28 protein-coding genes and 1 tRNA gene are annotated in these 23077 nt (G+C 64.8%); 21 read left to right on the top strand and 8 right to left on the bottom strand.

The window, feature by feature from the left end:
• The first annotated feature begins 3 nt into the window (after positions 1-3).
• The 15 genes from rpsN to ASC92_RS14595 all read left to right on the top strand — a co-directional run bounded on the left by rpsN (position 4) and on the right by ASC92_RS14595 (position 7644).
• Positions 4-309, top strand: coding sequence for a 30S ribosomal protein S14 (rpsN, locus tag ASC92_RS14660; RefSeq protein WP_009124806.1), 306 nt, complete (start codon positions 4-6; stop codon positions 307-309).
• A 20-nt stretch (positions 310-329) separates the two neighbouring features.
• A complete protein-coding gene (rpsH, locus tag ASC92_RS14655) occupies positions 330-725 on the top strand; it encodes a 30S ribosomal protein S8 (RefSeq protein WP_056516708.1) in 396 nt (131 codons plus the stop codon).
• Positions 726-749: 24 nt separating this feature from the next.
• Positions 750-1283: a 50S ribosomal protein L6 gene (rplF, locus tag ASC92_RS14650; protein ID WP_009124809.1), complete on the top strand. Its 534-nt coding sequence runs from the start codon at positions 750-752 to the stop codon at positions 1281-1283.
• A 14-nt stretch (positions 1284-1297) separates the two neighbouring features.
• A complete protein-coding gene (gene rplR, locus ASC92_RS14645) occupies positions 1298-1663 on the top strand; it encodes a 50S ribosomal protein L18 (RefSeq protein WP_042672913.1) in 366 nt (121 codons plus the stop codon).
• A gap of 18 nt (positions 1664-1681) precedes the next feature.
• A complete protein-coding gene (gene rpsE, locus ASC92_RS14640; RefSeq protein ID WP_009124813.1) occupies positions 1682-2200 on the top strand; it encodes a 30S ribosomal protein S5 in 519 nt (172 codons plus the stop codon).
• Between the two features lie 35 nt (positions 2201-2235).
• The gene (gene rpmD / locus ASC92_RS14635) at positions 2236-2421 is read left to right on the top strand and encodes a 50S ribosomal protein L30 (RefSeq protein WP_009124818.1); all 186 of its coding nucleotides are present in this window, start codon (positions 2236-2238) and stop codon (positions 2419-2421) included.
• Between the two features lie 11 nt (positions 2422-2432).
• Entirely contained in the window at positions 2433-2864 is a 432-nt protein-coding gene (gene rplO / locus ASC92_RS14630) for a 50S ribosomal protein L15 (protein WP_009124820.1), read from the top strand.
• A gap of 27 nt (positions 2865-2891) precedes the next feature.
• Positions 2892-4205 carry a preprotein translocase subunit SecY gene (secY, locus tag ASC92_RS14625; protein WP_009124822.1) on the top strand — a complete coding sequence of 438 codons (1314 nt, stop codon included), beginning with the start codon at positions 2892-2894 and terminating at the stop codon, positions 4203-4205.
• 64 nt (positions 4206-4269) lie between these two features.
• Positions 4270-4383 carry a 50S ribosomal protein L36 gene (gene rpmJ, locus ASC92_RS28065; RefSeq protein WP_013544106.1) on the top strand — a complete coding sequence of 38 codons (114 nt, stop codon included), beginning with the start codon at positions 4270-4272 and terminating at the stop codon, positions 4381-4383.
• Positions 4384-4406: 23 nt separating this feature from the next.
• On the top strand, positions 4407-4772 hold the full coding sequence (gene rpsM / locus ASC92_RS14620; protein WP_013544105.1) for a 30S ribosomal protein S13: 366 nt from the start codon (positions 4407-4409) through the stop codon (positions 4770-4772).
• 12 nt (positions 4773-4784) lie between these two features.
• On the top strand, positions 4785-5189 hold the full coding sequence (rpsK, locus tag ASC92_RS14615) for a 30S ribosomal protein S11 (RefSeq protein ID WP_009124825.1): 405 nt from the start codon (positions 4785-4787) through the stop codon (positions 5187-5189).
• 130 nt (positions 5190-5319) lie between these two features.
• On the top strand, positions 5320-5943 hold the full coding sequence (gene rpsD, locus ASC92_RS14610; protein WP_009124826.1) for a 30S ribosomal protein S4: 624 nt from the start codon (positions 5320-5322) through the stop codon (positions 5941-5943).
• 126 nt (positions 5944-6069) lie between these two features.
• Positions 6070-7059 (top strand): DNA-directed RNA polymerase subunit alpha, encoded by a 990-nt coding sequence (locus tag ASC92_RS14605; protein WP_009124827.1) that lies wholly within the window; start codon positions 6070-6072, stop codon positions 7057-7059.
• Positions 7060-7150: 91 nt separating this feature from the next.
• The gene (gene rplQ, locus ASC92_RS14600) at positions 7151-7549 is read left to right on the top strand and encodes a 50S ribosomal protein L17 (RefSeq protein ID WP_009124828.1); all 399 of its coding nucleotides are present in this window, start codon (positions 7151-7153) and stop codon (positions 7547-7549) included.
• An 18-nt stretch (positions 7550-7567) separates the two neighbouring features.
• Positions 7568-7644, top strand: a tRNA-Met gene (locus ASC92_RS14595).
• A gap of 141 nt (positions 7645-7785) precedes the next feature.
• On the opposite strand, the gene ASC92_RS14590 is transcribed toward ASC92_RS14595, so the two are convergent.
• Genes ASC92_RS14590 through ASC92_RS14565 form a run of 6 tightly spaced genes read right to left on the bottom strand, consistent with a single transcriptional unit; the run spans position 7786 to position 14717 of the window.
• On the bottom strand, positions 7786-8184 hold the full coding sequence (locus tag ASC92_RS14590; protein ID WP_056516702.1) for a RidA family protein: 399 nt from the start codon (positions 8182-8184) through the stop codon (positions 7786-7788).
• The gene (locus tag ASC92_RS14585; protein ID WP_056516699.1) at positions 8181-9803 is read right to left on the bottom strand and encodes an AMP-binding protein; all 1623 of its coding nucleotides are present in this window, start codon (positions 9801-9803) and stop codon (positions 8181-8183) included. The genes ASC92_RS14590 and ASC92_RS14585 overlap by 4 nt, the downstream gene beginning before the upstream one ends.
• A 5-nt stretch (positions 9804-9808) precedes the next feature.
• Positions 9809-11002: an acyl-CoA dehydrogenase family protein gene (locus ASC92_RS14580; RefSeq protein WP_056516697.1), complete on the bottom strand. Its 1194-nt coding sequence runs from the start codon at positions 11000-11002 to the stop codon at positions 9809-9811.
• Positions 11003-11006: 4 nt separating this feature from the next.
• Positions 11007-11861 carry an enoyl-CoA hydratase family protein gene (locus ASC92_RS14575; RefSeq protein ID WP_056516692.1) on the bottom strand — a complete coding sequence of 285 codons (855 nt, stop codon included), beginning with the start codon at positions 11859-11861 and terminating at the stop codon, positions 11007-11009.
• Positions 11858-12340 carry a MarR family winged helix-turn-helix transcriptional regulator gene (locus ASC92_RS14570; protein ID WP_009124835.1) on the bottom strand — a complete coding sequence of 161 codons (483 nt, stop codon included), beginning with the start codon at positions 12338-12340 and terminating at the stop codon, positions 11858-11860. The genes ASC92_RS14575 and ASC92_RS14570 overlap by 4 nt, the downstream gene beginning before the upstream one ends.
• Position 12341: 1 nt before the next feature.
• Complete coding sequence (locus ASC92_RS14565) at positions 12342-14717, bottom strand: bifunctional salicylyl-CoA 5-hydroxylase/oxidoreductase (RefSeq protein ID WP_056516689.1); 2376 nt, start codon at positions 14715-14717, stop codon at positions 12342-12344.
• A gap of 131 nt (positions 14718-14848) precedes the next feature.
• On the opposite strand from ASC92_RS14565, the gene ASC92_RS14560 reads away from it, so the two are divergent.
• Positions 14849-16117 carry a class I SAM-dependent methyltransferase gene (locus ASC92_RS14560; protein ID WP_056517814.1) on the top strand — a complete coding sequence of 423 codons (1269 nt, stop codon included), beginning with the start codon at positions 14849-14851 and terminating at the stop codon, positions 16115-16117.
• An 11-nt stretch (positions 16118-16128) separates the two neighbouring features.
• Positions 16129-16452 carry a DUF1840 domain-containing protein gene (locus ASC92_RS14555; RefSeq protein WP_056516687.1) on the top strand — a complete coding sequence of 108 codons (324 nt, stop codon included), beginning with the start codon at positions 16129-16131 and terminating at the stop codon, positions 16450-16452.
• Positions 16453-16572: 120 nt separating this feature from the next.
• Here the strand turns inward: ASC92_RS14555 and ASC92_RS14550 are convergent, their stop codons facing one another.
• Positions 16573-17601 (bottom strand): Bug family tripartite tricarboxylate transporter substrate binding protein, encoded by a 1029-nt coding sequence (locus tag ASC92_RS14550; protein ID WP_056516684.1) that lies wholly within the window; start codon positions 17599-17601, stop codon positions 16573-16575.
• A gap of 66 nt (positions 17602-17667) precedes the next feature.
• Positions 17668-18594 (bottom strand): LysR family transcriptional regulator, encoded by a 927-nt coding sequence (locus tag ASC92_RS14545; RefSeq protein WP_056516681.1) that lies wholly within the window; start codon positions 18592-18594, stop codon positions 17668-17670.
• 123 nt (positions 18595-18717) lie between these two features.
• Here ASC92_RS14545 and ASC92_RS14540 point away from each other — a divergent pair, with 123 nt between their 5' ends.
• The 4 genes from ASC92_RS14540 (at position 18718) to ASC92_RS14525 (ending at position 23076) form a co-directional block, all read left to right on the top strand.
• The gene (locus ASC92_RS14540; RefSeq protein WP_056517812.1) at positions 18718-19482 is read left to right on the top strand and encodes an SDR family oxidoreductase; all 765 of its coding nucleotides are present in this window, start codon (positions 18718-18720) and stop codon (positions 19480-19482) included.
• Between the two features lie 188 nt (positions 19483-19670).
• Positions 19671-20693, top strand: coding sequence for a D-xylose ABC transporter substrate-binding protein (gene xylF, locus ASC92_RS14535; RefSeq protein WP_056516678.1), 1023 nt, complete (start codon positions 19671-19673; stop codon positions 20691-20693).
• A 99-nt stretch (positions 20694-20792) separates the two neighbouring features.
• Positions 20793-21983, top strand: a complete 1191-nt coding sequence (locus ASC92_RS14530) for a sugar ABC transporter permease (RefSeq protein WP_007830539.1) — start codon at positions 20793-20795, stop codon at positions 21981-21983.
• A 295-nt stretch (positions 21984-22278) separates the two neighbouring features.
• Positions 22279-23076: an ATP-binding cassette domain-containing protein gene (locus ASC92_RS14525; RefSeq protein WP_056516676.1), complete on the top strand. Its 798-nt coding sequence runs from the start codon at positions 22279-22281 to the stop codon at positions 23074-23076.
• Position 23077 lies beyond the last annotated feature (1 nt).

Raw genomic sequence — 23077 nt, 5'->3', positions numbered from 1 at the left:
ATCATGGCAAAACAATCCCTGATCCAGCGCGAACTCAAGCGCGACAAGCTGGTTGCCAAGTTCGCTGCAAAGCACGCGGAACTGAAGGCAATTTCCAACGACGTGAAGAAGACCGACGAAGAGCGCGCTGCTGCCCGCCTGGGCCTGCAGAAGCTCCCGCGCAACGCGAACCCCACGCGTCAGCGCAACCGTTGCGAAATCACTGGTCGCCCCCGCGGCACCTTCCGTCAATTCGGTCTGGCTCGCGCCAAGATCCGTGAACTGGCCTTCGCTGGCGACATCCCCGGTGTCACCAAGGCCAGCTGGTAAGCCAGGCAGGAGCAAACAACATGAGCATGAGTGATCCCATTGCCGACCTGCTGACGCGTATCCGTAACGCGCAGATGGTGGCGAAGCCCACTGTGTCGATCCCGTCTTCCAAGGTGAAGGCCGCGATTGCACAAGTCCTGAAAGACGAAGGCTACATCGACGGCTTCGAAGTGAAGACCGATGCAGGCAAGTCCGAACTCGTCATCACGCTGAAGTACTACGCTGGCCGTCCGGTCATCGAGCGCATCGAGCGCGTGAGCCGCCCCGGCCTGCGCGTCTACAAGGCCAGCGCAGCCATTCCGCAAGTCCAGAACGGCCTCGGCGTTGCGATCGTCACGACCCCCCAGGGCGTGATGACCGACCGCAAGGCACGCGCCACCGGTGTCGGCGGCGAAGTTCTGTGCTACGTCGCCTAACCGAGACATCGAGGAGTCACTGAAATGTCCCGAGTAGGAAAAATGCCGATCACCATCCCCGCTGGCGTGGATGTGTCGATCAAGGAAGACCAGATCAGCGTCAAGGGCACGGGCGGCACGCTCAACCTCGCACGCAATGCACTGGTCAAGATCGTCAGCAATGACGGCAAGCTGAATTTCGAACCCGCCAACGAATCGCGCGAAGCGAATGCGATGAGCGGCACGATTCGCCAGCTGGTGAACAACATGGTGGTTGGCGTGACCAAGGGCTTCGAGAAGAAGCTCAACCTGGTCGGCGTCGGCTACAAGGCTGCAGCGTCCAACAACAAGTTGAACCTGCAAGTCGGTTATTCGCACCCGGTCAACATCGACATGCCGCAAGGCATCACGGTGGCCACCGCGACCCCGACCGAAATCGTGATCAAGGGTGCTGACCGTCAGCGCGTTGGTCAAATCGCCGCTGAGATCCGCGCTGTTCGTCCGCCTGAGCCTTACAAGGGCAAGGGCATCCGTTATTCGGACGAGAAGATCGTGATCAAAGAGACCAAGAAGAAGTAAGGGGCAGCAAAATGATGTTGACCAAAAAAGCACAGCGTCTTCGCCGCTCGCGCCAGACCCGCATCCGCATCGCGACGCAGGGCGTGGCCCGTCTGACGGTGAACCGCACCAACCTGCACATCTACGCCACCGTCATCTCCGACGACGGCACCAAGGTGATTGCAACCGCATCGACGGCCGAAGCCGAAGTGCGTACCTCGCTCGGCGGTTCGGGCAAGGGCGGCAATGCCGCTGCTGCCACCGCCGTCGGCAAGCGCATCGCTGAAAAGGCGAAGGCTGCCGGCGTCGAGAAGGTCGCCTTCGACCGCGCAGGTTTTGCGTACCACGGCCGCGTCAAGGCGCTGGCCGAGGCGGCTCGCGAAGCCGGTCTGCAGTTCTAACCGGACACGAGATTCAAAATGGCAAAGATTCAAGCAAGAACGCAGAACGAAGGCCCTGAAGACGGTTTGCGCGAGAAGATGATCGCGATCAACCGCGTCACCAAGGTGGTGAAGGGTGGTCGTATCCTCGGTTTCGCAGCACTCACCGTCGTGGGCGACGGCGACGGCCGCGTTGGCATGGGCAAGGGCAAGTCGAAGGAAGTGCCTGCCGCAGTGCAGAAGGCGATGGAAGAAGCCCGTCGCAACCTGTTCAAGGCTCCGATCAAGAACGGCACGCTGCATCACCGCGTGACGGGTCACCATGGCGCCGCTTCGGTCGTCATGATCCCCGCCCCGAAGGGTACCGGCATCATCGCCGGCGGCCCGATGCGCGCCGTGTTCGAAGTCATGGGCATCACCGACATCGTGGCCAAGAGCCATGGTTCGTCGAACCCCTACAACATGGTTCGCGCCACGCTCGACGGGTTGAAGAACTCGACGACCGCGTCCGATGTGGCTGCCAAGCGCGGCCTGACCGTCGAAGAAATCTTCGCCTGAGCGCAAGCTCTCGCAAGGCTGAAGGAAGCATTCAAATGACGACGCAACAACAAACCCTCAAGGTGCAACTGGTCAAGAGCCCGATTGGCACCAAGGAATCGCATCGCGCGACCGTGCGTGGCCTCGGCCTGCGCAAGCTCAACAGCGTGAGCGAGCTGCAAGACACCCCGGCGGTGCGCGGCATGATCAACAAGATCAGTTATCTGGTCAAGGTTCTGTAAGAGAGACTGATATGGAACTCAATGGCATCAAGCCGGCAGCCGGCGCCAAGCACGCGAAGCGTCGCGTCGGCCGCGGTATCGGCTCCGGCATCGGCAAGACCGCAGGCCGCGGTCACAAGGGTCAGAAGTCGCGCGCAGGCGGTTTCCACAAGGTCGGCTTCGAAGGCGGTCAAATGCCGCTGCAGCGTCGCCTGCCGAAGCGTGGCTTCAAGTCGCACCTGCTGAAGTTCAACGCCGAAGTCACGCTGACTGCCCTCGAGCAGCTCGGCCTGGCTGAAGTGGATGTCCTGGCGCTGAAGCAAGCCGGCCTCGTGGGCCAGCTCGCCAAGGTCGTCAAGGTCGTCAAGACCGGTGAACTCACCAAGGCCGTCAAGCTGACGGGCGTGGGCGCAACGGCTGGCGCCAAGGCTGCTATCGAAGCAGCCGGCGGCAGCATCGCCTGATCAACATCGGACTGAAAGAAGTTCTTCGTGGCAACTAACGCGGCAACGATCGCAAAAACAGGCAAGTTCGGCGACCTCCGTCGTCGGCTCGTCTTTTTGCTGCTCGCGCTCGTGGTCTATCGGATTGGCGCGCACATTCCTGTGCCGGGTATCAACCCGGACCAGCTGGCAGCGTTGTTCCAGGGCCAGCAGGGCGGCATTCTGAGCCTGTTCAACATGTTCTCGGGCGGTGCGCTGTCGCGCTTCACCGTGTTCGCGTTGGGGATCATGCCGTACATCTCGGCGTCGATCATCATGCAGCTGATGACCTACGTGCTTCCGACCTTCGAGCAATTGAAGAAGGAAGGCGAGGCCGGCCGCCGCAAGATCACGCAGTACACGCGCTATGGCGCGCTGGGTCTGGCTCTGTTCCAGTCGTTCAGCATCGCAGTGGCTCTCGAATCGTCGGCCGGTCTGGTCATCGCTCCCGGTTTCGGCTTCCGCCTGACCGCCATGGTGAGCCTGACGGCAGGCTCGATGTTCCTGATGTGGCTCGGCGAGCAGATCACCGAACGCGGTCTGGGCAACGGTATCTCGATCCTGATCTTTGCAGGTATCGCGGCTGGCCTGCCCAACGCCATCGGCGGCCTTGCTTCGCTGGTGACGACCGGTGCGATGAACCCGATCATTGCGCTCTTCATCATCGCGGTCGTGGTGCTGGTCACCTACTTCGTGGTGTTCGTGGAACGCGGCCAACGCAAGATCCTAGTGAACTATGCGCGGCGCCAGGTCGGCAACAAGGTCTATGGCGGCCAATCGTCGCACCTGCCCTTGAAGCTGAACATGGCCGGTGTGATTCCGCCGATCTTCGCCTCGTCGATCATCCTGCTGCCCGCAACGGTGGTTGGCTGGTTCAGCACCGGTGAAGGCGGTTTCCGCTGGATCAAGGACGTTGCCGGCGCACTGCGTCCGGGCGAGCCGATCTACGTGCTGCTGTACGCTGCCGCGATCGTTTTCTTCTGCTTCTTCTACACGGCACTCGTGTTCAACAGCAAGGAAACGGCCGACAACCTGAAGAAGAGTGGTGCATTCATTCCTGGCATTCGCCCGGGTGACCAGACCGCTCGCTATATCGACAAGATTCTGGTTCGCCTGACGTTGGCCGGCGCGGTGTACATCACCTTCGTCTGCCTGCTGCCCGAGTTCCTGATCCTGAAGTACAACGTGCCGTTCTACTTCGGTGGTACCTCCCTGCTGATCATCGTGGTCGTCACGATGGACTTCATGGCCCAGGTGCAAAACTACATGATGTCCCAGCAGTACGAATCGCTGCTGAAGAAGGCGAACTTCAAGACATCGTAGGGCTGTGTTGCAGTATTGAGTCCGGGCGGTAGACCGCCACGTTAAACAGTTTTAGGAGAATGAAATGAGAGTTTCGGCTTCGGTCAAAACCATCTGCCGTAATTGCAAGGTCATCCGCCGTAAAGGTGTGGTGCGTGTGATTTGCACCGACCCGCGCCACAAGCAGCGCCAGGGTTGATTGAAGAGTATTAGAGGACGCACATGGCACGTATTGCTGGCATCAACATTCCGCCGCACAAGCACGCTGAAATCGGCCTGACCGCCATCTTCGGCATCGGTCGCACCCGCGCCCGTCAGATCTGCGAAGCGAGCGGCATCGAATATTCGAAGAAGATCAAGGATCTGACCGACGCCGATCTCGAGAAGATCCGCGACCAGATCGCTCTGTTCACCATCGAAGGCGATCTGCGTCGCGAGACGACGATGAACATCAAGCGTTTGATGGACATCGGCTGCTATCGCGGCTTCCGTCACCGTCGCGGCCTGCCGATGCGCGGCCAGCGCACGCGCACCAATGCCCGCACCCGCAAGGGTCCGCGCAAGGCAGCGCAGTCCCTGAAGAAATAAGGATAGACAAGCATGGCTAAAGCACCTGCAAACAACGCCGCACAGCGCGTTCGCAAGAAGGTTCGCAAGAACGTTGCGGACGGCATCGCCCACGTGCATGCCTCGTTCAACAACACCATCATCACGATCACCGATCGCCAGGGCAACGCCCTGTCGTGGGCTTCGTCGGGTGGCCAGGGCTTCAAGGGCTCGCGCAAGTCGACCCCGTTCGCTGCGCAGGTCGCTTCCGAAGTGGCCGGCCGTGCTGCTGTCGAACAAGGTATCAAGAACCTCGACGTCGAGATCAAGGGCCCGGGCCCCGGTCGCGAATCGTCGGTGCGCGCACTGGCTGCGCTCGGCATCCGGATCAATTCCATTGCCGACGTGACGCCCGTTCCGCACAACGGCTGCCGTCCCCAGAAGCGTCGCCGCATCTGATCGTCAGTCCGCAAGGCGCAGCCGGCTTTGAATAGCGGCTGCGCATTTGTTTTTTATCTAAGCCCACCGCCACTCGCGTTTCGCAAGTGGCTCCCGCAGGCAACTGCGGCAGATACACAAAGGAAGAATCGTGGCACGTTACCTCGGCCCCAAGGCCAAACTTTCCCGCCGTGAAGGCACCGACCTGTTCCTGAAGAGCGCCCGCCGTTCGATCCAGGACAAGGCCAAGTTCGACTCCAAGCCCGGCCAGCACGGTCGCACCTCGGGTCAGCGCACTTCCGACTACGGCCTGCAACTGCGTGAAAAGCAGAAGGTCAAGCGCATGTACGGCGTGCTCGAAAAGCAATTCCGCCGCTACTTCGAAGAAGCTGATCGTCGCCGTGGCAACACCGGCGCCAACCTGCTGTTCATCCTCGAATCGCGCCTGGACAACGTCGTCTACCGCATGGGCTTCGGCTCGACCCGCGCCGAAGCGCGCCAGCTCGTGTCGCACAAGGCGATCACGGTGAACGGTCAGTCGGTCAACATCCCGTCGTACCTGGTCAAGACCGGTGACGTGATCGCCGTGCGCGACAAGTCGAAGAAGCAGAACCGCATTGTCGAAGCGCTGCAACTCGCCCAGCAAGTCGGTATTCCGGCTTGGGTCGACGTGAATGCCGACAAGGCCGAAGGCACGTTCAAGAAGGTGCCCGATCGCGACGAATTCGCAGCCGACATCAACGAATCGCTGATCGTCGAACTGTATTCGCGCTAAACAGACGATAACGTGCCGCTTTCGCGGCCCGAACTTGTATTTTTGTTCCCCTCGGGAGTCGATCCCGACGGGTGCTTCACCAGCCTTACCGGTGTAACGAGCCGGGGGTATTGAGAGGAAGTCTGCATGCAAACCACCCTGCTGAAACCCAAGACCATCCAGGTCGAGCAACTTGCCGCCAACAAGGCCAAGGTGACGCTCGAGCCTTTCGAGCGCGGCTACGGCCACACGCTCGGCAACGCGCTGCGTCGCGTTCTGCTGTCGTCCATGGTGGGCTACTCGGCCACCGAAGTCACGATCGCCGGCGTTCTGCATGAGTACTCGTCGATCGACGGCGTGCAGGAAGATGTCGTCAACATCCTGCTGAACCTCAAGGGCGTGGTGTTCAAGCTCCACAACCGCGACGAAGTCACGCTGAGCCTGCGCAAGGACGGCGAAGGCCCGGTCCTCGCATCGGACATCCAGACCCCGCACGACGTCGAGATCATCAACCCCGACCACGTGATCGCGCACCTGTCGCAAGGCGGCAAGCTCGACATGCAGATCAAGGTTGAAAAGGGTCGCGGCTACGTGCCCGGCACGATGCGCCGCTACGCCGACGAGCCGACCAAGTCGATCGGCCGCATCGTCCTCGACGCCTCGTTCTCGCCCGTCAAGCGCGTGAGCTACACGGTCGAAAGCGCCCGTGTCGAACAGCGTACCGACCTGGACAAGTTGCTGGTCGAGATCGAAACCAACGGTGCGATCACTGCTGAAGACGCCGTGCGCGCTTCGGCTAAAATCCTGGTTGAACAGCTCGCCGTGTTTGCGCAGCTCGAAGGCGGCGAACTCGCTGCATTCGATGCACCCGCACCGCGCAGCGCACAGCAATTCGATCCGATCCTGCTGCGCCCTGTCGACGAACTCGAACTGACGGTGCGTTCGGCCAACTGCCTGAAGGCCGAAAACATCTACTACATCGGTGACCTGATCCAGCGCACCGAGAACGAGCTGCTCAAGACCCCGAACCTGGGTCGCAAGTCGCTCAACGAAATCAAGGAAGTGCTCGCCTCGCGCGGCCTGACCTTGGGCATGAAGCTCGAAAGCTGGCCGCCGGCCGGCCTCGACAAGCGTTGATTTGAATTTTTGAATTTGGCCCCTGAAAGGGCCAGTGCACCGGGCAGTACCTGATACGGCTGCCTGTTTTTATAAAGTAAAGGAAAGCACCATGCGTCACGGACACGGACTCCGCAAACTCAACCGCACCAGCTCGCACCGCCTTGCGATGCTGCAGAACATGATGAATTCGCTCATCGAGCACGAAGTCATCAAGACCACGGTCCCCAAGGCCAAGGAACTGCGCCGCGTCATCGAACCGATGATCACGCTCGCCAAGAAGCCCACGCTCGCCAACAAGCGCCTGGCCTTCGACCGCCTGCGCAGCCGCGACAGCGTCGTCAAGCTCTTCGGCGAACTCGGCCCGCGTTTCGCAGCGCGTCCGGGCGGCTACACCCGCATCCTGAAGATGGGTTTCCGCGTGGGCGACAATGCCCCGATGGCGCTCGTCGAACTGGTCGACCGTGCTGAAATTAAAGAAGAAGCAGCCGAGCAAAGCGCTGCAGAATAAGTTATAATTCCATCTTGCCGCGCGATGGAGCAGCCTGGTAGCTCGTTGGGCTCATAACCCAAAGGTCGCAAGTTCAAATCTTGCTCGCGCAACCAATTTAAAAGGCCCTTTGAAATTCAAAGGGCCTTTTTCTTTTGTCGGTGAATTGAAGAAAAAATGCCCTCTCGAAGAGGGCATTTTTATTTCCGCCGGCCTTTGCCGGTGCGTGCGGCGCTGCCGCTGCCGCTGCCGCCCGATCAGTCGGGAACGACCGCCGTGACTTCGATTTCCACCTTCGCGCGGTGCTCGACCAGCGCCGCCACTTGCACGCAGGTCATGGCCGGGAAGTTGCGGCCCATTGCGTCGCGATAGACGGGGCCGAGTTCGGAGAGCCGGCGGCTGTATTCGTCGCGGTCCGTCACGTACCAGGTCATGCGCACCATGTGCTCGGGGCCCGCGCCGCCTGCGCGCAGCACCTCGGCGATGTTGCGTAGCGCCTGGCCGCATTGCTCGATGAAGTCGTCCGACTCGAACTGCTGTTGTGCATTCCAGCCGATCTGGCCGCCGACGAACAGCATCGTGCCGCGCGCAGCGACACCGTTTGCATAGCCCTTGGGAGGCAGCCAGCCTTCAGGCTGCAGGAGTTTGTTGATCATGGTGTGGTGTTGAGTTGTCTCAGTTTGAATCGCTGGAGCTTGCCGGTTTCGGTGCGCGGCAGCACCGCGACGAACTCGATCTCCCGCGGGTATTTGAACGGTGCGATCGTCGCTTTCACATGGTCCTGCAGCGCCTTCACGAGGGCCGCGTCGCCTTCATGCCCGGGCTTGAGCACGCAGAATGCCTTCACGATCATGCCGCGGTCGGCGTCGGGCTTGCCGATCACGCCGCACTCGGCGACCGCCGGGTGCTTGAGCAGCGCGTCTTCGACCTCCGGCCCGCCGACGTTGTAGCCGGCTGTGATGATCATGTCGTCGGCGCGTGCCTGGTAGAAGAAATAGCCGTCGTCGTCCTGCACGAAAGAATCGCCCGGGTAGTTCCAGCCGTTCTTCACGTAGCCGGCCTGGCGCGGATCGTCGAGATAGCGGCAGCCCACCGGGCCTTGCAGAGCGAGCTTGCCGACCGTGCCGCGCGGCACTTCGTTGCCCTCGTCGTCCACCACCTTGGCGGTGAAGCCGGGAACCACCTTGCCCACCGCGCCGCGGCGTACGTCGCCGCCCGCGGCGGAGATGTAGATGTGAAACACCTCGGTGCCGCCGATGCCGTCGAGCATCTCGATGCTGGTGGCTTCCTTCCACAGCTGGCGTGTGGCGTCGGGCAGCGCCTCGCCGGCACTCACGCTGATGCGCAGGCTGGGCATGCCGTGCTGCTTCACGAAGGGCGCCATCTGGCGATAGAAGGTCGGCGCCGTGTAGCAGATCGTCGCGCCCACCTCGTTGATGAGCTTCACCAGCCCTTCGGGCGTGAACGGCGCGTCGGCAAAGTACACCGAAGCGCCGGCCCACATCGGGAACACGAGCAGCCCGCCGAGCCCGAAGGTGAAAGCCAGCGGCGGCGAGCCGATCACGATGTCGTCGCTGCGCGCGCGCAGCACATGGCGCGGCCAGGTCTCGCACATCGCGAGCACGTCGCGGTGCGTGGTGACAGGTGCCTTGGGCTTGCCCGTGGTGCCCGATGTGAAGGCCAGCAGCGCGATGTCGTCGGAAGCCGTGGGGCAGGCCGTGAACACGCCGCTCTTCTTCGCCGCGCGCGCGGAGAGCGAGTCCGGCGCATCGGGCTTGTTGAATGCGATCACCGTGGCCAGCACGGGGTGCTCGCGCTGCGCGATCGCGAGTTCGTCGAGCAGGCGGCCATCGCACAGCGCAGCAACGGGCTGCGCCTTCTCGATGATGTCGCCCAGCTCCTTTGCGCGCAGCAGCGGCATCGTCGCCACCGCGATCAGTCCGGCCTTCACCACCGCGAGCCACGACAACGCCATGGCCACCGAGTTGCCGCCGCGCAGCAGCACGCGATTGCCCGGCACGAGCCAGAGGTCCTCGGTCAGCACTTGCGCGATGCGGTTGACCTCGACGGCGGCCTGCGCATATGTCAGCGTGCCCTGCGGCGAACGCAGCATCGGCTTGTCGCCGAAGCCCTTCGACGCGGCCTTGTCGAGCAGTTCCTCGACCAGATTCAGCTGGTCGGGCAGCTGCAGCTCGGGCAGGTCGTAGCGAAAGACGGGCAACTGCTCGGCGGGCGGCAGGCGGTCGTGAACGAAGCGGTCGACTTGGGCAGACACGGTATTTATCCCCGCAGAACGGATTTGCCAATGATCAGTTGTTGAACCTCCGTCGCGCCTTCGTAGATGCGCAGCGAGCGGATGTCGCGGTAGAGGCTCTCGATCTTCGTGCCAACCTTCACGCCGAGGCCGCCGTGCATCTGCAGTGCCATGTCGATCACGCGGCTGGCGTTCTCGGTGGCGCACATCTTGGCCATCGCGGCAGCGGCCGACACATCGCCGACCGCAGGCGCGCCGCGCTGCTCGGCGTCATCGCGCATCCATGCGGCGCGGTAGGTGAGCAGCGCCGCGCTGTCGATCAGCGCGGCCATCTCGCCGAGCTTGGCCTGCGTGAGCTGGAAGTCGGCGAGCGTCTGGCCGAACATGCGCCGGTTCTTCGAATGCGAGATGGCTTCGGCCAGTGCGCGACGACCCATGCCGAGCGCTGCCGCCGCCACCGAGGCGCGGAAGATGTCGAGCGTGCGCATCGCGAGCTTGAAGCCGCCGTTGAGTTCGCCGAGCTGCGCCGTGCGCGGCACGATGCAGTTCTCGAAGCGCAGCGTGGCGAGCGGATGCGGTGCCATCACGTCGATGTGCGCGGAGGTGTCGAGGCCGGGCGTCGTCGCGTCGACGATGAATGCCGTGATGCCGCGCGTGCCGCCCGTGGGATCGGTCTTCGCGAACACGCAGTAGAAATCGGCGATGCCGCCGTTGCTGATCCAGGTCTTCTCGCCATTCAGGCGCCAGCCGTCGGAGGTCGCTTCGGCGCGCATGGCCATTGCACCCACGTCGGAGCCTGCCTCGGGTTCGCTGAGCGCGAAGGCCGCGATCTTGCTGCCCCTCGCCACGGCCGTCAGGTAGCTTGCATGCTGTTCCGGCGTGCCAGCGAGCGTGATCGCACCGCTGCCGAGACCCTGCATGGCGAAGGCAAAGTCGGCGAGCGGCGAATGGAAGGCCAGCGTCTCGCGCAGCAGCACGAGTGCACGCGAATCGAGGCGCTCGAGCGCACCGCCAGCGCTGCCGGGCACGGCATAGCGCAGCCAGCCGCCGTCGCCGAGCCGCTTCACCCAGTCCCGGCACGCCGCGCGGTCGTCGCGCTCGTCCACTTCCTGTGCGGCGGCCCAGGGCAGCAGGCCATCGGCCAGTGCGCGATGTGGGTCATCGAAGAATGGCAGCGCCAGATGCGCCGTCGAAGGCGGTGCAGGAATCTTCGTCATCATGGCTTCAGTCCCCGCCAAATACGGGCTTGCGCTTGGCCGCAAAGGCCTCGTACGCCCGCTTGAAGTCTTCAGTCTGCATGCAGATCGCTTGCGCCTGCGCTTCGGCCTCGATGGCCTGATCGATGGTCATGGACCATTCCTGCGCCAGCATGGTCTTGGTCATGCCGTGCGCGAAGGTAGGACCTTCCGCCAGGTCACGCGCCACCTTGGTGGCGGCCTTGAGCAGCGCATCGCTTTCGTGCAGCGCGTTGAAGAAGCCCCAGGCATGGCCTTCCTGCGCGGTCATTGCGCGGCCGGTGAACAGCAGCTCCGAGGCACGGCCCTGGCCGATCACACGCGGCAGTAGCGCACAGGCACCCATGTCTGCACCGGCAAGTCCAACTCGCGTGAAGAGGAATGCGGTGCGCGTGGCCGGCGAGCCATAACGCAGGTCGCAGGCCAGCGCGATCATCGCGCCGGCACCGGCGCACACGCCGTCGATGGCGCCGACGATCGGTTGCGGGCAGGCGCGGATCGCCTTCACCAGGTCGCCTGTCATGCGCGTGAACTCCAGCAGCTCGGGCATGCGCATGCCGGTCAGCGGACCGATGATCTCGTGCACGTCGCCGCCTGAGCAGAAGTTGCCGCCCGCGCCGGTCACGACGATGACCTTCACGTCGGTGGCGTAGGCCAGCGAGCGGAACAGGTCGCGCAGTTCGGCGTACGAGTCGAAGGTCAGCGGGTTCTTGCGCTCGGGCCGATTCAGCGTGATGGTGCCGACACCGGCTTCAAAACTCCACGCGAAGTGCTCGGCCTTGTAGGCCGCCTTCGCCTTGAATTGCGCGCGCATGGGGTTGCCTGCGCCGATGTAGTGCTTCATTCGGTCTCCGCCATCAATAGTTGGTTGTGTGAGTGTTGCTTGACCTTGCCGAGCAGCTTGTGAAGCTGCGCGATCTCCTTGCCGCTGAGGCCCGCGAAGGCCTCGACGATCCAGTCTTCATGCTGCTGCGCCATCTCGTTGAAGAGCTTGCGCCCGCGCGCGGTGAGCCGCACGCGCCACGCGCGCCGGTCGCCCTCGACGTTGATTCGCTCGACCAGTCCTTCGGCCACGAGCTGGTCGGTGATGCCGGTCACGTTGCCGCCCGTCACCATCATGCGGCGCGAGAGTTCGTTCATCTTCAGCCCATCGGGCGAGCGTTCGAGTTGCGACATCAGGTCGAAGCGTGGCAGCGTGGTGGCGAACTGCGAGCGCAGTTCGTTGCGCACCTGCTTCTCGATGAGCTGGGTGCAGGTCAGGAGCCGCAGCCAGAGCCGCAGCGCTTCGGGGTGCTCGCTGTGCGCGCGTGCTTCGAGGTCCATGTCAGTGTGTCTCCTCGCTGCTCTGCGTGGCGATCGCAGCCGCGGCCATCTGCTGCTGCTTCGCGATCTCGCGGTACATCTGGTCGCGCCCGCTCAGGTACTGCTTGGGCCAGTCGACGTCGCGGCTCTGCAGCTTGGCGGCCTCGTGCAGCGTCCACGCCGGGTCGGCGAGGTGCGGGCGGGCCACGGCGCAGAGGTCGGCGCGGCCGGCGGCAATGATGCTGTTGGCCTGGTCGGCGTCTGTGATGGCGCCCACGGCGATGGTCGAGATGCCGACCTCGTTGCGGATTCGATCGGAGAACGGCGTCTGGTACATGCGCCCGTACACCGGCTTCGCGGCGCGCGTGGTCTGGCCCGACGACACATCGATGAAGTCGGCGCCGGCTTCCTTGAAGAGGCGTGCGACCACGATCGCATCGGCATCGGTGTTGCCTCCGGGCGCCCAGTCGTGCGCGGAGATGCGCACGCTCATCGGCTTGTCGGCGGGCCACACGGCGCGCATGGCACGGAACACTTCTAGCGGGTAGCGGCAGCGCGCCTCGATGTCGCCGCCGTATTCGTCGGTGCGCAGGTTGGTGAGCGGGCTGATGAAGGCCGACAGCAGGTAGCCGTGCGCGCAGTGCAGCTCGAGCCAGTCGAAGCCGCATTCGACAGCGCGGCGCGTCGAGTCGACGAACTGGTCGCGCAGCGTGTCCATCTCGGCGCGGGTGATCGCCGCGGGCAACTGGTTCTGTTCGCCGTAGGGCAGCGCGCTCGCGCCGAGCACCGGCCAGTTGCCGCTTTCGAGCGGTTCATCGGAGCCTTCCCAGCCCACGCGGGTCGAGCCCTTGGGACCGCTGTGGCCGAGCTGCATCGCGATCTTCGCACTCGACTGCGTGTGCACGAAATCGACGATGCGCTTGAAGGCTGCCTGCTGCGCGTCGTTGTACAGGCCGGTGCACGCCGGCGTGATGCGGCCTTCGGGCGTCGGGCTCGTCATCTCGACGAACACCATCGCCGCGCCGCCGAGCGCACGTGCGCCCAGGTGCACCAGCAGGAAGTCTTGCGGCACACCGTCGACCGCGCTGTAGGTGGCCATCGGCGACACGAGGATGCGGTTCTTCAGCGTGAGCCCGCGCACCTTGTACGGCATGAGCATCGGCGCCATCGCCTTGCCGCCCGCGAGCCACTGCTCGTAGCCGCCGAGCCATTGCGTGTCGCGCACGCGCAGGTTCTCGTGGCTGATGCGCTGCGAACGCGTGAGCAGCGAGTAGGCGAACTGCTCGATCTGCATGCCCGTGTAGCGCGGCACGTTCTCGAACCATTCGGTGGAGTTGCGCGCGGCGTTCTGGATCTTCAGCACCTCGACGCTGCGGCGCGCCTCGTAGCCCTCGAGCACATGGTCGACCGTGCCGCCCTGCGCGAACTCGTTGGCCAGGTCGATCGCGTCTTCCAGTGCGAGCTTGGTGCCCGAGCCGATCGAGAAGTGCGCCGTGTGCGCGGCGTCGCCCATCAGCACCACGGGCACCGAGCGGCCCTCGACGTCGATGCGATGCGTCCAGCGCTCGCACACCACGCGCGGAAAGCGGATCCAGTTGGCCGAGCCGCGCAGGTGCGTGGCGTTGCTGATGAGTGGGTGGCCGCCCAGGTACTTGGCGAAGAGCTTCTCGCAGAAGGCGACGGCCTCGGGCTGTTCCATCTGGTCGAGGCCGTGGGCCTTCCACACGGCCTCGGGCGTCTCCACGATGAAGGTCGAGGTCTTGTCATCGAACTGGTAGGCATGGGCCTGGAACCAGCCGTGCTCGGTCTGTTCGAAGGCGAAGGTGAAGGCGTCGAAGGTCTGGTGCGTGCCCAGCCACACGAAGCGGCAGTTGCGCAGGTCGACGTCGGGCTTGAACACGTCGGCGTAGCGCTGGCGGATGCGGCTGTTGAGGCCGTCGCTGGCAATCACGAGGTCGGCGTTGTGCTGCGCGGCGATCGCCTGGTCGTCGGTGGCATCGGTCTCGAAGACCAGTTCCACACCGAGTTCGAGGCAGCGCTCCTGCAGGATGTTCAGCAGCCGCTTGCGGCCGATGCCGCAGAAGCCGTGGCCGCCCGAGCGCACCTGGCGGCCCTTGAAGAACACCTGAATGTCGTCCCAGTGATGGAACTCGTTGCCGATCAGCGCCGCGGTCGGCGCATCGGCCGCGCGCAGGTTGCCCAGCGTCTGGTCGCTGAGCACCACGCCCCAGCCGAAGGTGTCGAAGGGGCGGTTGCGTTCCACCACCGTGATCTGCAGCGCGGGGTTGCGCGCCTTCATCAACAGGGCGAAGTACAGGCCTGCCGGCCCGCCGCCGATGCACAGGATGCGTTGGAGGTCCGAGGCGGGAGCGGGTTTGACCGGGCTGAGGCTGTTCATGGTTCAATAGTTTAGACATAAACGATCTGCTGTCAATGCCGATTCGTAACGACCATCCGGCACGCGGGTCGCGGCTTCGGCCGACACGGGCAGTCATGCAAAAACTTTGAAAAATCAATACCATGGGCTCCATGCAAAACTTGATACCCAAGATCGAGTCGCAGCTGGCTTCGCTGCCTGTCCCCATCGCGCTGGAACTGCCCGATGGCCGGCGCGTTGCCCAGGCGGGAGCCCGCGTCACGCTGGCCTTCAAGGAGTGGGCGGTGCTCGCCAAGCTGGCAGCGCGGCAGGTGGGCGCCATCGGCGAGGCGTATGTCGAGGGCAAGGTGCAGATCGAGGGGGCCATGCGCGACCTGATCGACGCCACGGTCGGCATGCTGCCCGGCAACCCGGCCGAAACCGACACCGGCTGGTGGAGCCGCCTGCAGCACATGGCCAAGTCGCACGGCTCGCATTCGCTGCGCAAGGACGCGGCCCAGATCGAGTTCCACTACGACGTGTCCGACGACTTCTACGCGCTGTGGCTCGACCCGCGCCGGGTTTATTCCTGTGCGTACTTCCGTACGCCCGATCTCACGCTGGCGCAGGCGCAGGAAGCCAAGCTCGACCACATCTGCCGCAAGCTCATGCTCCGGCCGGGCGAGCGCTATCTCGACGTCGGCTCAGGCTGGGGCGCGTTGCTGCTGTGGGCGGCCGAGCATTACGGCGTGGACGCCACCGGCATCACGCTGTCGAAAAACCAGCACGCCTACGTGCAGCGGCTGATCGAGGAAAAGGGCCTGCAGGGCCGCGTGCGCGTCGAGTTGCGCGACTACCGCGAACTGTCGGTCGACCAGCCTTTCGACAAGATTTCCTCGGTCGGCATGTTCGAGCACGTGGGCGCGGCCAACATGCCGACCTACTTCCGCAAGATCCATTCGCTGCTGAAGCCGGGCGGCCTGGTGATGAACCACGGCATCACCTCGGGTGAACTCAACTACCGCCAGCTCGGCGCCGGCATGGGCGACTTCATCGAGAAATACATCTTCCCCGGCGGCGAACTGCTGCACGTGACGCACGTGCTGCGCGAGACGGCCGCGGCCGGCCTGGAGATGGTCGACACCGAGAGCCTGCGCCCGCACTATGCGCGCACGCTCTGGGCCTGGTCGGATGCGCTCGAGGCGCAGCTCGATGCGGCGCGCGAGGTGCTGCAGCGTGGCGGCGGCCGACAGGGCGAGAACGCCGAGCGCGTGCTGCGCGCCTATCGCCTGTACCTCGCGGGCTCGGCCATGAGCTTCGAACAGGGCTGGATCTCGCTGCACCAGATGCTGTCCACCAGGCCCGACGGCAAGGTCGAACACGGCGTTCTGCGCGGCGCGCAATCGGTGTACCCTTTTGCCCGTGACTACATCTACAAGTGAGTGAGAACACCATGCTCTATCGATTCCAGTCCCGAGCCTCTCCCGACTTCGTGATGCTCGAAGTGCATGCCCGGCAGTTGTTCGACATCGTCGGCAAGTCGGTTGCGCCGCAAGGCATCATCACGGTCGAGCAGATTCCGGGCGCCATTGCGGCCCTCGAAGCCGCGCTGGCGCGCGAGGCCGCCAACACGCACAACAACGACGACTACGCCGTCGAAGGCCACGCCAGCGAGGCCGAGAAGCAGCATGTCGGGCTGCACCAGCGTGCGATCCCGTTGCTGCACATGCTCAAGGATTCGCTGGTGGAGAAGAAAGACGTGACCTGGAAGACCTGATCGATTAGATCGAACGGTTCCAGTCGCGAAAACGCCGCGGAACCGGCTTTGCCGAGCCGCAGGCGTTGCCCTCTGCAAGGGGGTAGGCGTTAGCGACACGAAGTGCGCGAAGCCTGGGGGTTAGTCAACTTTAGCGCCAGAGTCCTTCACTACCTTCGCCCATTTCACGTGCTCGCTCGCAATGAGCTTCGCGAAGTCGGCCGATGAATTCCCGCTCGGGATCGCGCCCTGCGCGAGCATCTTTTCCTTGATGGCCGGCGTGCTCAGCGACTTGGCAACTTCCTGCTGGATGCGGTTCACGATCTCCGGTGAGGTGCCGGCCGGGGCCAGCAGCCCAAACCACGAGCTTGCCTCGTAGCCCTTGAGCGACGGGCCTCCCACTTCAGCCACCGTGGGAATGTCCGGCAGCGCGGGAGAACGCTGCGCGCTCGTCACGGCCAGCGCGGTGAGCTTGCCGGCCTTGATCTGCGCCATCGACGAAGGCAGGTTGTCGAACATGACGTCGGCGTTGCCGCCCACCATGTCCAGCAGCGCCGGGCCCGAGCCCTTGTACGGGATGTGCGCCATGAACGTGCCCGTCATGCTCTTGAACAATTCACCGGCGAGGTGGATCGACGTTCCGCTGCCGCTCGACGCCATGTTCAGCTTGCCGGGGTTGGCCTTGGCGTACTTGATGAAGTCCTGCACGTTGTGGATGTTCAGCGTCTTCGCCTTGTCGGCGTTCATCTCCATCACGTTCGGCACGGCGGCCACCAGCGTGATCGGCGCGAAGTCCTTGATCGGGTCGAAGGGCAGCTTGGGGTACAGCGCGCGGTTGATGCCGTGCGTGCCCACCGTGCCCATCAGCAGCGTGTAGCCGTCGTTCGGGGCGCGCGCCACAAGCTCGGCGCCCACGTTGCCGCCCGCGCCCGCGCGGTTGTCCACGATGAACTGCTGGCCGAAGGCCTTCGACAGCTCGGGCGCGACGGCGCGCGCCAGGATGTCGGTGGTGCCGCCGGCCGCGAAGGGCACGACGATGCGCACGGGCTTGGTCGGCCAGGTGCCTTGGGCCCACGAAGGAGCGGCCATCAGGGTGAGGGCGGTGGCAACGGAAGCGGCCAGCGCGGTGCGGCGATGGGTCCGGAAGGAGGAGCAGAAGAAAGAAATCATGCGCGCGTTTGTACAGGGGTGCGCCGCAGGCGTCGCGGGTGAAAACCCCGTGAGCCGGCAGGCCGCTCAGGCCACCTGCATCCGTTGCGCAAACCGTTCGTCGCGAAAACGTTCGAGCACGAAGTCGATGAACACGCGCGTCTTCGGCGGCAGCAGCTTCTTGCTTGGGTAGTAGAGCCACACGGCGCCCGCGTCCTGGTGCCATTCGGGCAGCAGCCGCAGCAGCTCGCCGCTGCGCAGGCCGCGCTCCACGAAGGGCATCGGCAGCATCGCCACGCCCAGACCCATCAGCGCCGCATGCGCGATGGCCTCGGGGTCGTTGAAGATCGCGCGCGGCCGAGGCAGATCCACCGTGGCCTCTTCGCCGCGCGCATGCCGAAGCGTCCAGCTGCGCAGCCGGCCCGTGGGCGAGGAGCGGCGCAGCAGCGTGTCGAGCGCCGCCAGCTCCGAGGGATGCCGGGGCCGCCCGCGCCCCTCCATGTAGCGCGGCGATGCCACGGCCACCACGTGGATGCGCGCCAGCTCCCGCGCTATCAGCCCGGCCGAGAGTTCGATGCCGCCGCCGATGGCCGCGTCGAAGCCCTCGCCCACCAGGTCGACCTGCTGGTTGTCGAAATGCCAGTCCGGCAGGATGGCCGGGTAGCGCGCGAGAAAGTCGCCCATCATCGGCAGCACGTGCTCACGCCCGAAGGCCTGGCCCATGCTCACCTTCAGCGTGCCGGCGGGCTGGCCGTCGTCCTTGTCGATGCCGGCCACCGCCTCCTGCAGCGTGGCGAGCGCGCCGCCGATCTGCGCCAGGAAGCGCTCGCCGCCCTCGGTCAGCGTCAGGCGGCGCGTGCTGCGCTGGAACAGCCGCACGCCCAGCCGCGCTTCGAGCCGCGCGACGTTCTTGCTCACGGCCGCCGGCGTCAGCCCCAGGCGCCGGGCCGCCGCCGAGAAGCTGCCGCCCTCGGCGCTCTGCACGAAGGATTCGAGGTGACTGAGCGGTTCCATTGCCGCATTGTCATTCCCATCTTCAACTCCGGGTTGAATTTGATTGCGCCGATTGACGGCTACCGCCCCAGGAATGAATTGCCGACACTGAAGGCCTTCCTCCTCCACCTGATCGGAAAAATCATGGCCTCCAACACTGCTTCTTCTTCTCCCGTCCTGGCCGGCAAGGTCGCTTTCGTCACCGGCGGTTCGCGCGGCATTGGCGCCGCCATCGTGCGCCGGCTGGTGCGCGACGGCGCCGCCGTGGCCTTCAGCTACGCGAGTTCCAGCGCCCCGGCCGATGAATTGGTGCGCAGCATCCAGTCCGAAGGCGGCCGCGCCCTTGCGCTGAAGATCGACAGCGCCGATGCCGCCGCGCTCACCGCCGGCATCGACGAAGCGGCCCGCGCGCTCGGCAAGATCGACATCCTTGTGAACAACGCCGGCGTGTTCCTCGGCGGCACCCTCGACGACTTCTCGCTCGAGGACTTCGACAAGACGCTCGACGTCAACGTGCGCGCCGTGTTCGTCGCGGCCAAGGCGGCCTCGCGCCACATGGGGGAGGGCGGGCGCATCATCAACATCGGCAGCACCAACGCCGAGCGCATGCCCTGGCCCGGCGGCAGCGCCTATGCCATGAGCAAGTCGGCGCTGGTCGGTCTGGTGCAGGGCCTGTCGCGCGACCTCGGTCCGCGCGGCATCACGGTCAACAACGTGCAGCCGGGCCCGGTCAACACCGACATGAACCCGGTCGACGGCCCCAACGCCGCCGCCATGCACGGCCTGATGGCGCTCGCCCGCCATGCCCGCCCCGAAGAGATCGCCGGCATGGTCGGCTACCTGGCCAGCCCGGAAGCCGCGTTCGTGACCGGCGCCAGCCTGAACATCGATGGTGGTTTCGCCGCCTGAAGCGGCCCGAGTTCACGAGAAGGCCGGGACCTCCCGGCCTTTTTCGCGTGCGCCTTCGCCCGGATAGCGCTCCGGGAATTCCCGGATGCCCAGAGTTCCGCTGCGATGGGATAGTTAGTTCGCCCTTCAAACTAACTAATTTCCTACCGCCGGTTCCTGCGGGGCGCACCAACACTGGAGAGACATCGATGCAACTGAAACACACCCTGGCCGCCATGGCCTTCGGTTTCACGGCCGTGGGCGCCCTGGCGCAAACCGTGGTCGGCGTGAGCTGGTCCAACTTCCAGGAAGAACGCTGGAAGACCGACGAGGCCGCCATCAAGGCCCAGTTGGAGAAGCTCGGCGCCAAGTACATCAGTGCCGATGCGGGCGGTTCGCCCGAGAAGCAGTTGGGCGACATCGAGGGCCTGATGTCGAAGGGCGCCAAGGCGCTCATCGTGCTGGCGATGGACAAGGACGCCATCCTGCCCGCCATCACCAAGGCCACGCGCCAGAAGGTGCCCGTGGTGGCCTATGACCGCCTGATCGAGGCGCCGGGCGTGTTCTACATCACCTTCGACAACGTCGAGGTCGGCCGCATGGAGGCGCGCGAGGTCTTCAAGGTCAAGCCCAAGGGCAATTACGTGATCATCAAGGGATCGCCGAGCGACCCGAACGCCGACTTCCTGCGCGCCGGTCAGCAGGAAGTGCTGGATGCCGCGATCAAGAAGGGCGACATCAAGATCGTCGGCGACGAATACACCGACGGCTGGAAGCCCGAGGTCGCGCAGAAGAACATGGAGCAGATGCTCACCAAGAACGGCAACAAGGTCGACGCGGTGGTCGCGGCCAACGACGGCACGGCCGGCGGCGCGGTGGCGGCGCTCACCGCCAAGGGCCTGCGCGGCATCCCGGTGTCGGGCCAGGACGCCGACTTCGCGGCGCTCAACCGCATTGCGCTGGGCACGCAGACCGCCACCGTCTGGAAGGATTCGCGCGAACTCGGCCGCGAAGCCGCCTCCGCCGCCATGGCGCTGGCCGCCGGCAAGCCGGTCGACAAGGCCGCACCCTGGGCCGGCGGCGCCAAGAAGATCTCGCTGTCCTCGCGCCTGCTGACGCCGGTGGCGATCACGCGCGACAACCTCGACGTGGTCGTCAAGGCCGGCTGGATCAAGAAGGACGAGCTCTGCAAGGGCGCCACGGGTGCTAGCGCGCCCGCCGCCTGCAAGTAACGAGTCTGCTGTCAATCCGCGCCACGCGGCGTCCGGCCGGCCCCTGGGGCTGGCCGGTACGCGGTCGCGCACCTGCCGTTCCAAGGGGCACCTTCAAAAATGAGCAATGAAACTCCGGGCTGGTGGCGCCGCACGGGCATCGACCTGCGGCTGATCCTGATGTGCGTGCTGCTGGCCGTGATGGCGGTGGTGTTCAGCGTCATGTCGGGCGGCGTGTTCCTGTCGCCCGAAAACCTCTACAACGTCGCGCAGCAGACGGCCGTGGTCGGCATCGTCTCGACCGTGATGGTGCTGGTCATCGTGGCGCGCCACATCGACCTGTCGGTCGGCTCGGTGATGGGCTTCGTCGGCGTGCTGATCGCGTACCTCCAATACACCTCGGGCTGGTCGTGGCCCACGGCCTGCCTCGCGGGTCTTGCCGTGGCACTGCTCGTGTCGATCTATCAAGGCTGGCTCACGGCGGTGCTCGGCGTGCCCTCGTTCGTGGTCACGCTCGGCGGGCTGATGTCGTTCCGCGGCGCGGCCTTCCTCGTGGCCGACGGCAAGACGCAACCGGTGAACGACGAATTCTTCCAGCGGCTGGGCGGCGGCTACGACGGCGGCATCGGCGTCACGGCGAGCTGGGTGCTCGCGGGGCTGGTCGCGCTGGTGCTGTTCGGGCGCATGCTGCAGAAGCGCCGCGCGCGCCAGCGCTACGAGATGCCGACCGAGGCACTGTGGCTCGACGTGCTGATCACCGCGGTGCCGGTGGCGGTGGTGTTCGGCTTCGCATGGGTCATGAACAACTACCAGATCTCGTCGAAGAGCGAGCCGCAGGGCATTCCGATCCCGGTGCTGATCTGGGCGGTGGTGGCGATCGTGCTGTCGTTCATCGTGCACCGCACGCGCTTCGGGCGCTATGTGTTCGCGATGGGCGGCAACCCGGATGCGGCGGCGCTGGTGGGCATTCCGGTCAAGCGCGTCACGCTGATGCTGTTCGCGCTGCTGGCGGTGCTCGTCACCGTCGCGGCCATCGTGTCGATCGCGCGGCTCAACGCGGGCACCAATTCGCTGGGCACGGGCATGGAGCTGTACGTGATCGCGGCGGCCGTGATCGGGGGCACGGCGCTGGCGGGCGGCAGCGGCTCGATCTTCGGCTCGGTGCTGGGTGCGCTGATCATGCAGTCGCTCGACAGCGGCATGCTGCTGCTCGACGTGCCGATCGGCAAGCGCATGGTCATCATCGGGCAGGTGCTGATCGTGGCTGTCGTGTTCGACGTTCTGTACCGCCGCAAGTTCGGGGAGAACTGAGATGAAGCACTGTTGTTCGGGGTGCGCTCACGCCGACGGGGTACCTTGCTCCGCGAATGTCCCCCGCTTCGCTCCTCCTTTATTTCGCTGCGCAAGGCACCCCATCGGCGTGATCGTTCAGAGCACTTGTCGATCGGCCGCGAACCAGCAACGTGTCCACGTGCACAGGGCATCGGGTGCTCCCCGCAGCGAAATAAAGGAGGAGCGAAGCGGGGGACATTCGCGGAGGGGAGCACCCGGTGGCCTGTGCACGCACCCCGAACAAGAGCATCAAAACAAGTTGGAGCACTGAACAATGGTCGGCATAGAACCCTCCAAGCCGCTAGTAGAACTGCGCGAAATCCGCAAGGCCTTCGGCGGCGTCAAGGCCGTGGACGGCGTGAGCGTGAACCTCTATCCCGGCGAAGTGGTCGCGCTGCTCGGCCACAACGGCGCCGGCAAGTCCACGCTGATGAAGATGCTCGCGGGCGCCTACCCTATCGACTCGGGCGACACGCTGATCGCCGGCGAGAAGGTCCACATCCGCACGCCCGCCGAAGCGCAGGCCCAGGGCATCGAGACCATCTACCAGACCCTCGCGCTCGCCGACAACCTCGACTCCGTGTCGAACCTCTTCCTCGGCCGCGAGAAGATGACGCCGTGGCGCACGCTCGACGACCACTTCATGGAAGTGCAGGCGCGCAAGGTGTTCCACCGCCTCAACAGGAACTTCACCAACATCCGCGTGCCGGTGCGCCGCCTCTCGGGCGGGCAGCGGCAGGTGGTGGCGATCTCGCGGGCGCTGTATTTCAACGCGCGCATCCTCATCATGGACGAGCCCTGTGCCGCGCTCGGCCCGGAAGAAACCGCGATGGTCGGCGGGCTCGTGAAGCAGCTCAAGGCCGACGGCGTCGGCATCTTCCTGATCACGCACGACATGCCCGACGTATTCTCGCTGAGCGACCGCCTCGCGGTGATGAAGAACGGCAAGCTGGTCGGCACCTACCGCACCACCGACGTGACCGAGGACGAGGTGCTCGGGATGATCATTGCCGGCAAGCGGCCCGAGGGCAAAGAGCAGGCCCATCACGCCGAGACTGCAGCGCTCTCCTGAT

This window comes from Variovorax sp. Root411 (assembly GCF_001425205.1).
Lineage (GTDB): Bacteria > Pseudomonadota > Gammaproteobacteria > Burkholderiales > Burkholderiaceae_C > Variovorax.
Note: the sequence above shows the minus strand (reverse complement) of the source record. Positions and strands in the feature narration are given on the sequence as shown.

Excerpts from the sequence above, each read along its gene's own strand:
- ASC92_RS14555 (WP_056516687.1), top strand. The coding sequence starts at position 16,129 with ATGCTCTATCGATTCCAGTCCCGAGCCTCTCCCGACTTCGTGATGCTC.
- ASC92_RS14530 (WP_007830539.1), top strand. The coding sequence starts at position 20,793 with ATGAGCAATGAAACTCCGGGCTGGTGGCGCCGCACGGGCATCGACCTG.
- rpmD (WP_009124818.1), top strand. The coding sequence starts at position 2,236 with ATGACGACGCAACAACAAACCCTCAAGGTGCAACTGGTCAAGAGCCCG.
- xylF (WP_056516678.1), top strand. The coding sequence starts at position 19,671 with ATGCAACTGAAACACACCCTGGCCGCCATGGCCTTCGGTTTCACGGCC.
- ASC92_RS14605 (WP_009124827.1), top strand. The coding sequence starts at position 6,070 with ATGCAAACCACCCTGCTGAAACCCAAGACCATCCAGGTCGAGCAACTT.
- ASC92_RS14575 (WP_056516692.1), bottom strand. The coding sequence starts at position 11,861 with ATGAAGCACTACATCGGCGCAGGCAACCCCATGCGCGCGCAATTCAAG.
- rpmJ (WP_013544106.1), top strand. The coding sequence starts at position 4,270 with ATGAGAGTTTCGGCTTCGGTCAAAACCATCTGCCGTAATTGCAAGGTC.
- rpsM (WP_013544105.1), top strand. The coding sequence starts at position 4,407 with ATGGCACGTATTGCTGGCATCAACATTCCGCCGCACAAGCACGCTGAA.
- rpsN (WP_009124806.1), top strand. The coding sequence starts at position 4 with ATGGCAAAACAATCCCTGATCCAGCGCGAACTCAAGCGCGACAAGCTG.
- ASC92_RS14525 (WP_056516676.1), top strand. The coding sequence starts at position 22,279 with ATGGTCGGCATAGAACCCTCCAAGCCGCTAGTAGAACTGCGCGAAATC.
- ASC92_RS14540 (WP_056517812.1), top strand. The coding sequence starts at position 18,718 with ATGGCCTCCAACACTGCTTCTTCTTCTCCCGTCCTGGCCGGCAAGGTC.
- ASC92_RS14565 (WP_056516689.1), bottom strand. The coding sequence starts at position 14,717 with ATGAACAGCCTCAGCCCGGTCAAACCCGCTCCCGCCTCGGACCTCCAA.
- rplF (WP_009124809.1), top strand. The coding sequence starts at position 750 with ATGTCCCGAGTAGGAAAAATGCCGATCACCATCCCCGCTGGCGTGGAT.
- rpsH (WP_056516708.1), top strand. The coding sequence starts at position 330 with ATGAGCATGAGTGATCCCATTGCCGACCTGCTGACGCGTATCCGTAAC.
- rplR (WP_042672913.1), top strand. The coding sequence starts at position 1,298 with ATGTTGACCAAAAAAGCACAGCGTCTTCGCCGCTCGCGCCAGACCCGC.
- rpsE (WP_009124813.1), top strand. The coding sequence starts at position 1,682 with ATGGCAAAGATTCAAGCAAGAACGCAGAACGAAGGCCCTGAAGACGGT.
- ASC92_RS14545 (WP_056516681.1), bottom strand. The coding sequence starts at position 18,594 with ATGGAACCGCTCAGTCACCTCGAATCCTTCGTGCAGAGCGCCGAGGGC.
- ASC92_RS14560 (WP_056517814.1), top strand. The coding sequence starts at position 14,849 with ATGCAAAACTTGATACCCAAGATCGAGTCGCAGCTGGCTTCGCTGCCT.
- ASC92_RS14550 (WP_056516684.1), bottom strand. The coding sequence starts at position 17,601 with ATGATTTCTTTCTTCTGCTCCTCCTTCCGGACCCATCGCCGCACCGCG.
- ASC92_RS14590 (WP_056516702.1), bottom strand. The coding sequence starts at position 8,184 with ATGATCAACAAACTCCTGCAGCCTGAAGGCTGGCTGCCTCCCAAGGGC.
- rplO (WP_009124820.1), top strand. The coding sequence starts at position 2,433 with ATGGAACTCAATGGCATCAAGCCGGCAGCCGGCGCCAAGCACGCGAAG.
- rpsK (WP_009124825.1), top strand. The coding sequence starts at position 4,785 with ATGGCTAAAGCACCTGCAAACAACGCCGCACAGCGCGTTCGCAAGAAG.
- ASC92_RS14570 (WP_009124835.1), bottom strand. The coding sequence starts at position 12,340 with ATGGACCTCGAAGCACGCGCGCACAGCGAGCACCCCGAAGCGCTGCGG.
- ASC92_RS14580 (WP_056516697.1), bottom strand. The coding sequence starts at position 11,002 with ATGATGACGAAGATTCCTGCACCGCCTTCGACGGCGCATCTGGCGCTG.
- rplQ (WP_009124828.1), top strand. The coding sequence starts at position 7,151 with ATGCGTCACGGACACGGACTCCGCAAACTCAACCGCACCAGCTCGCAC.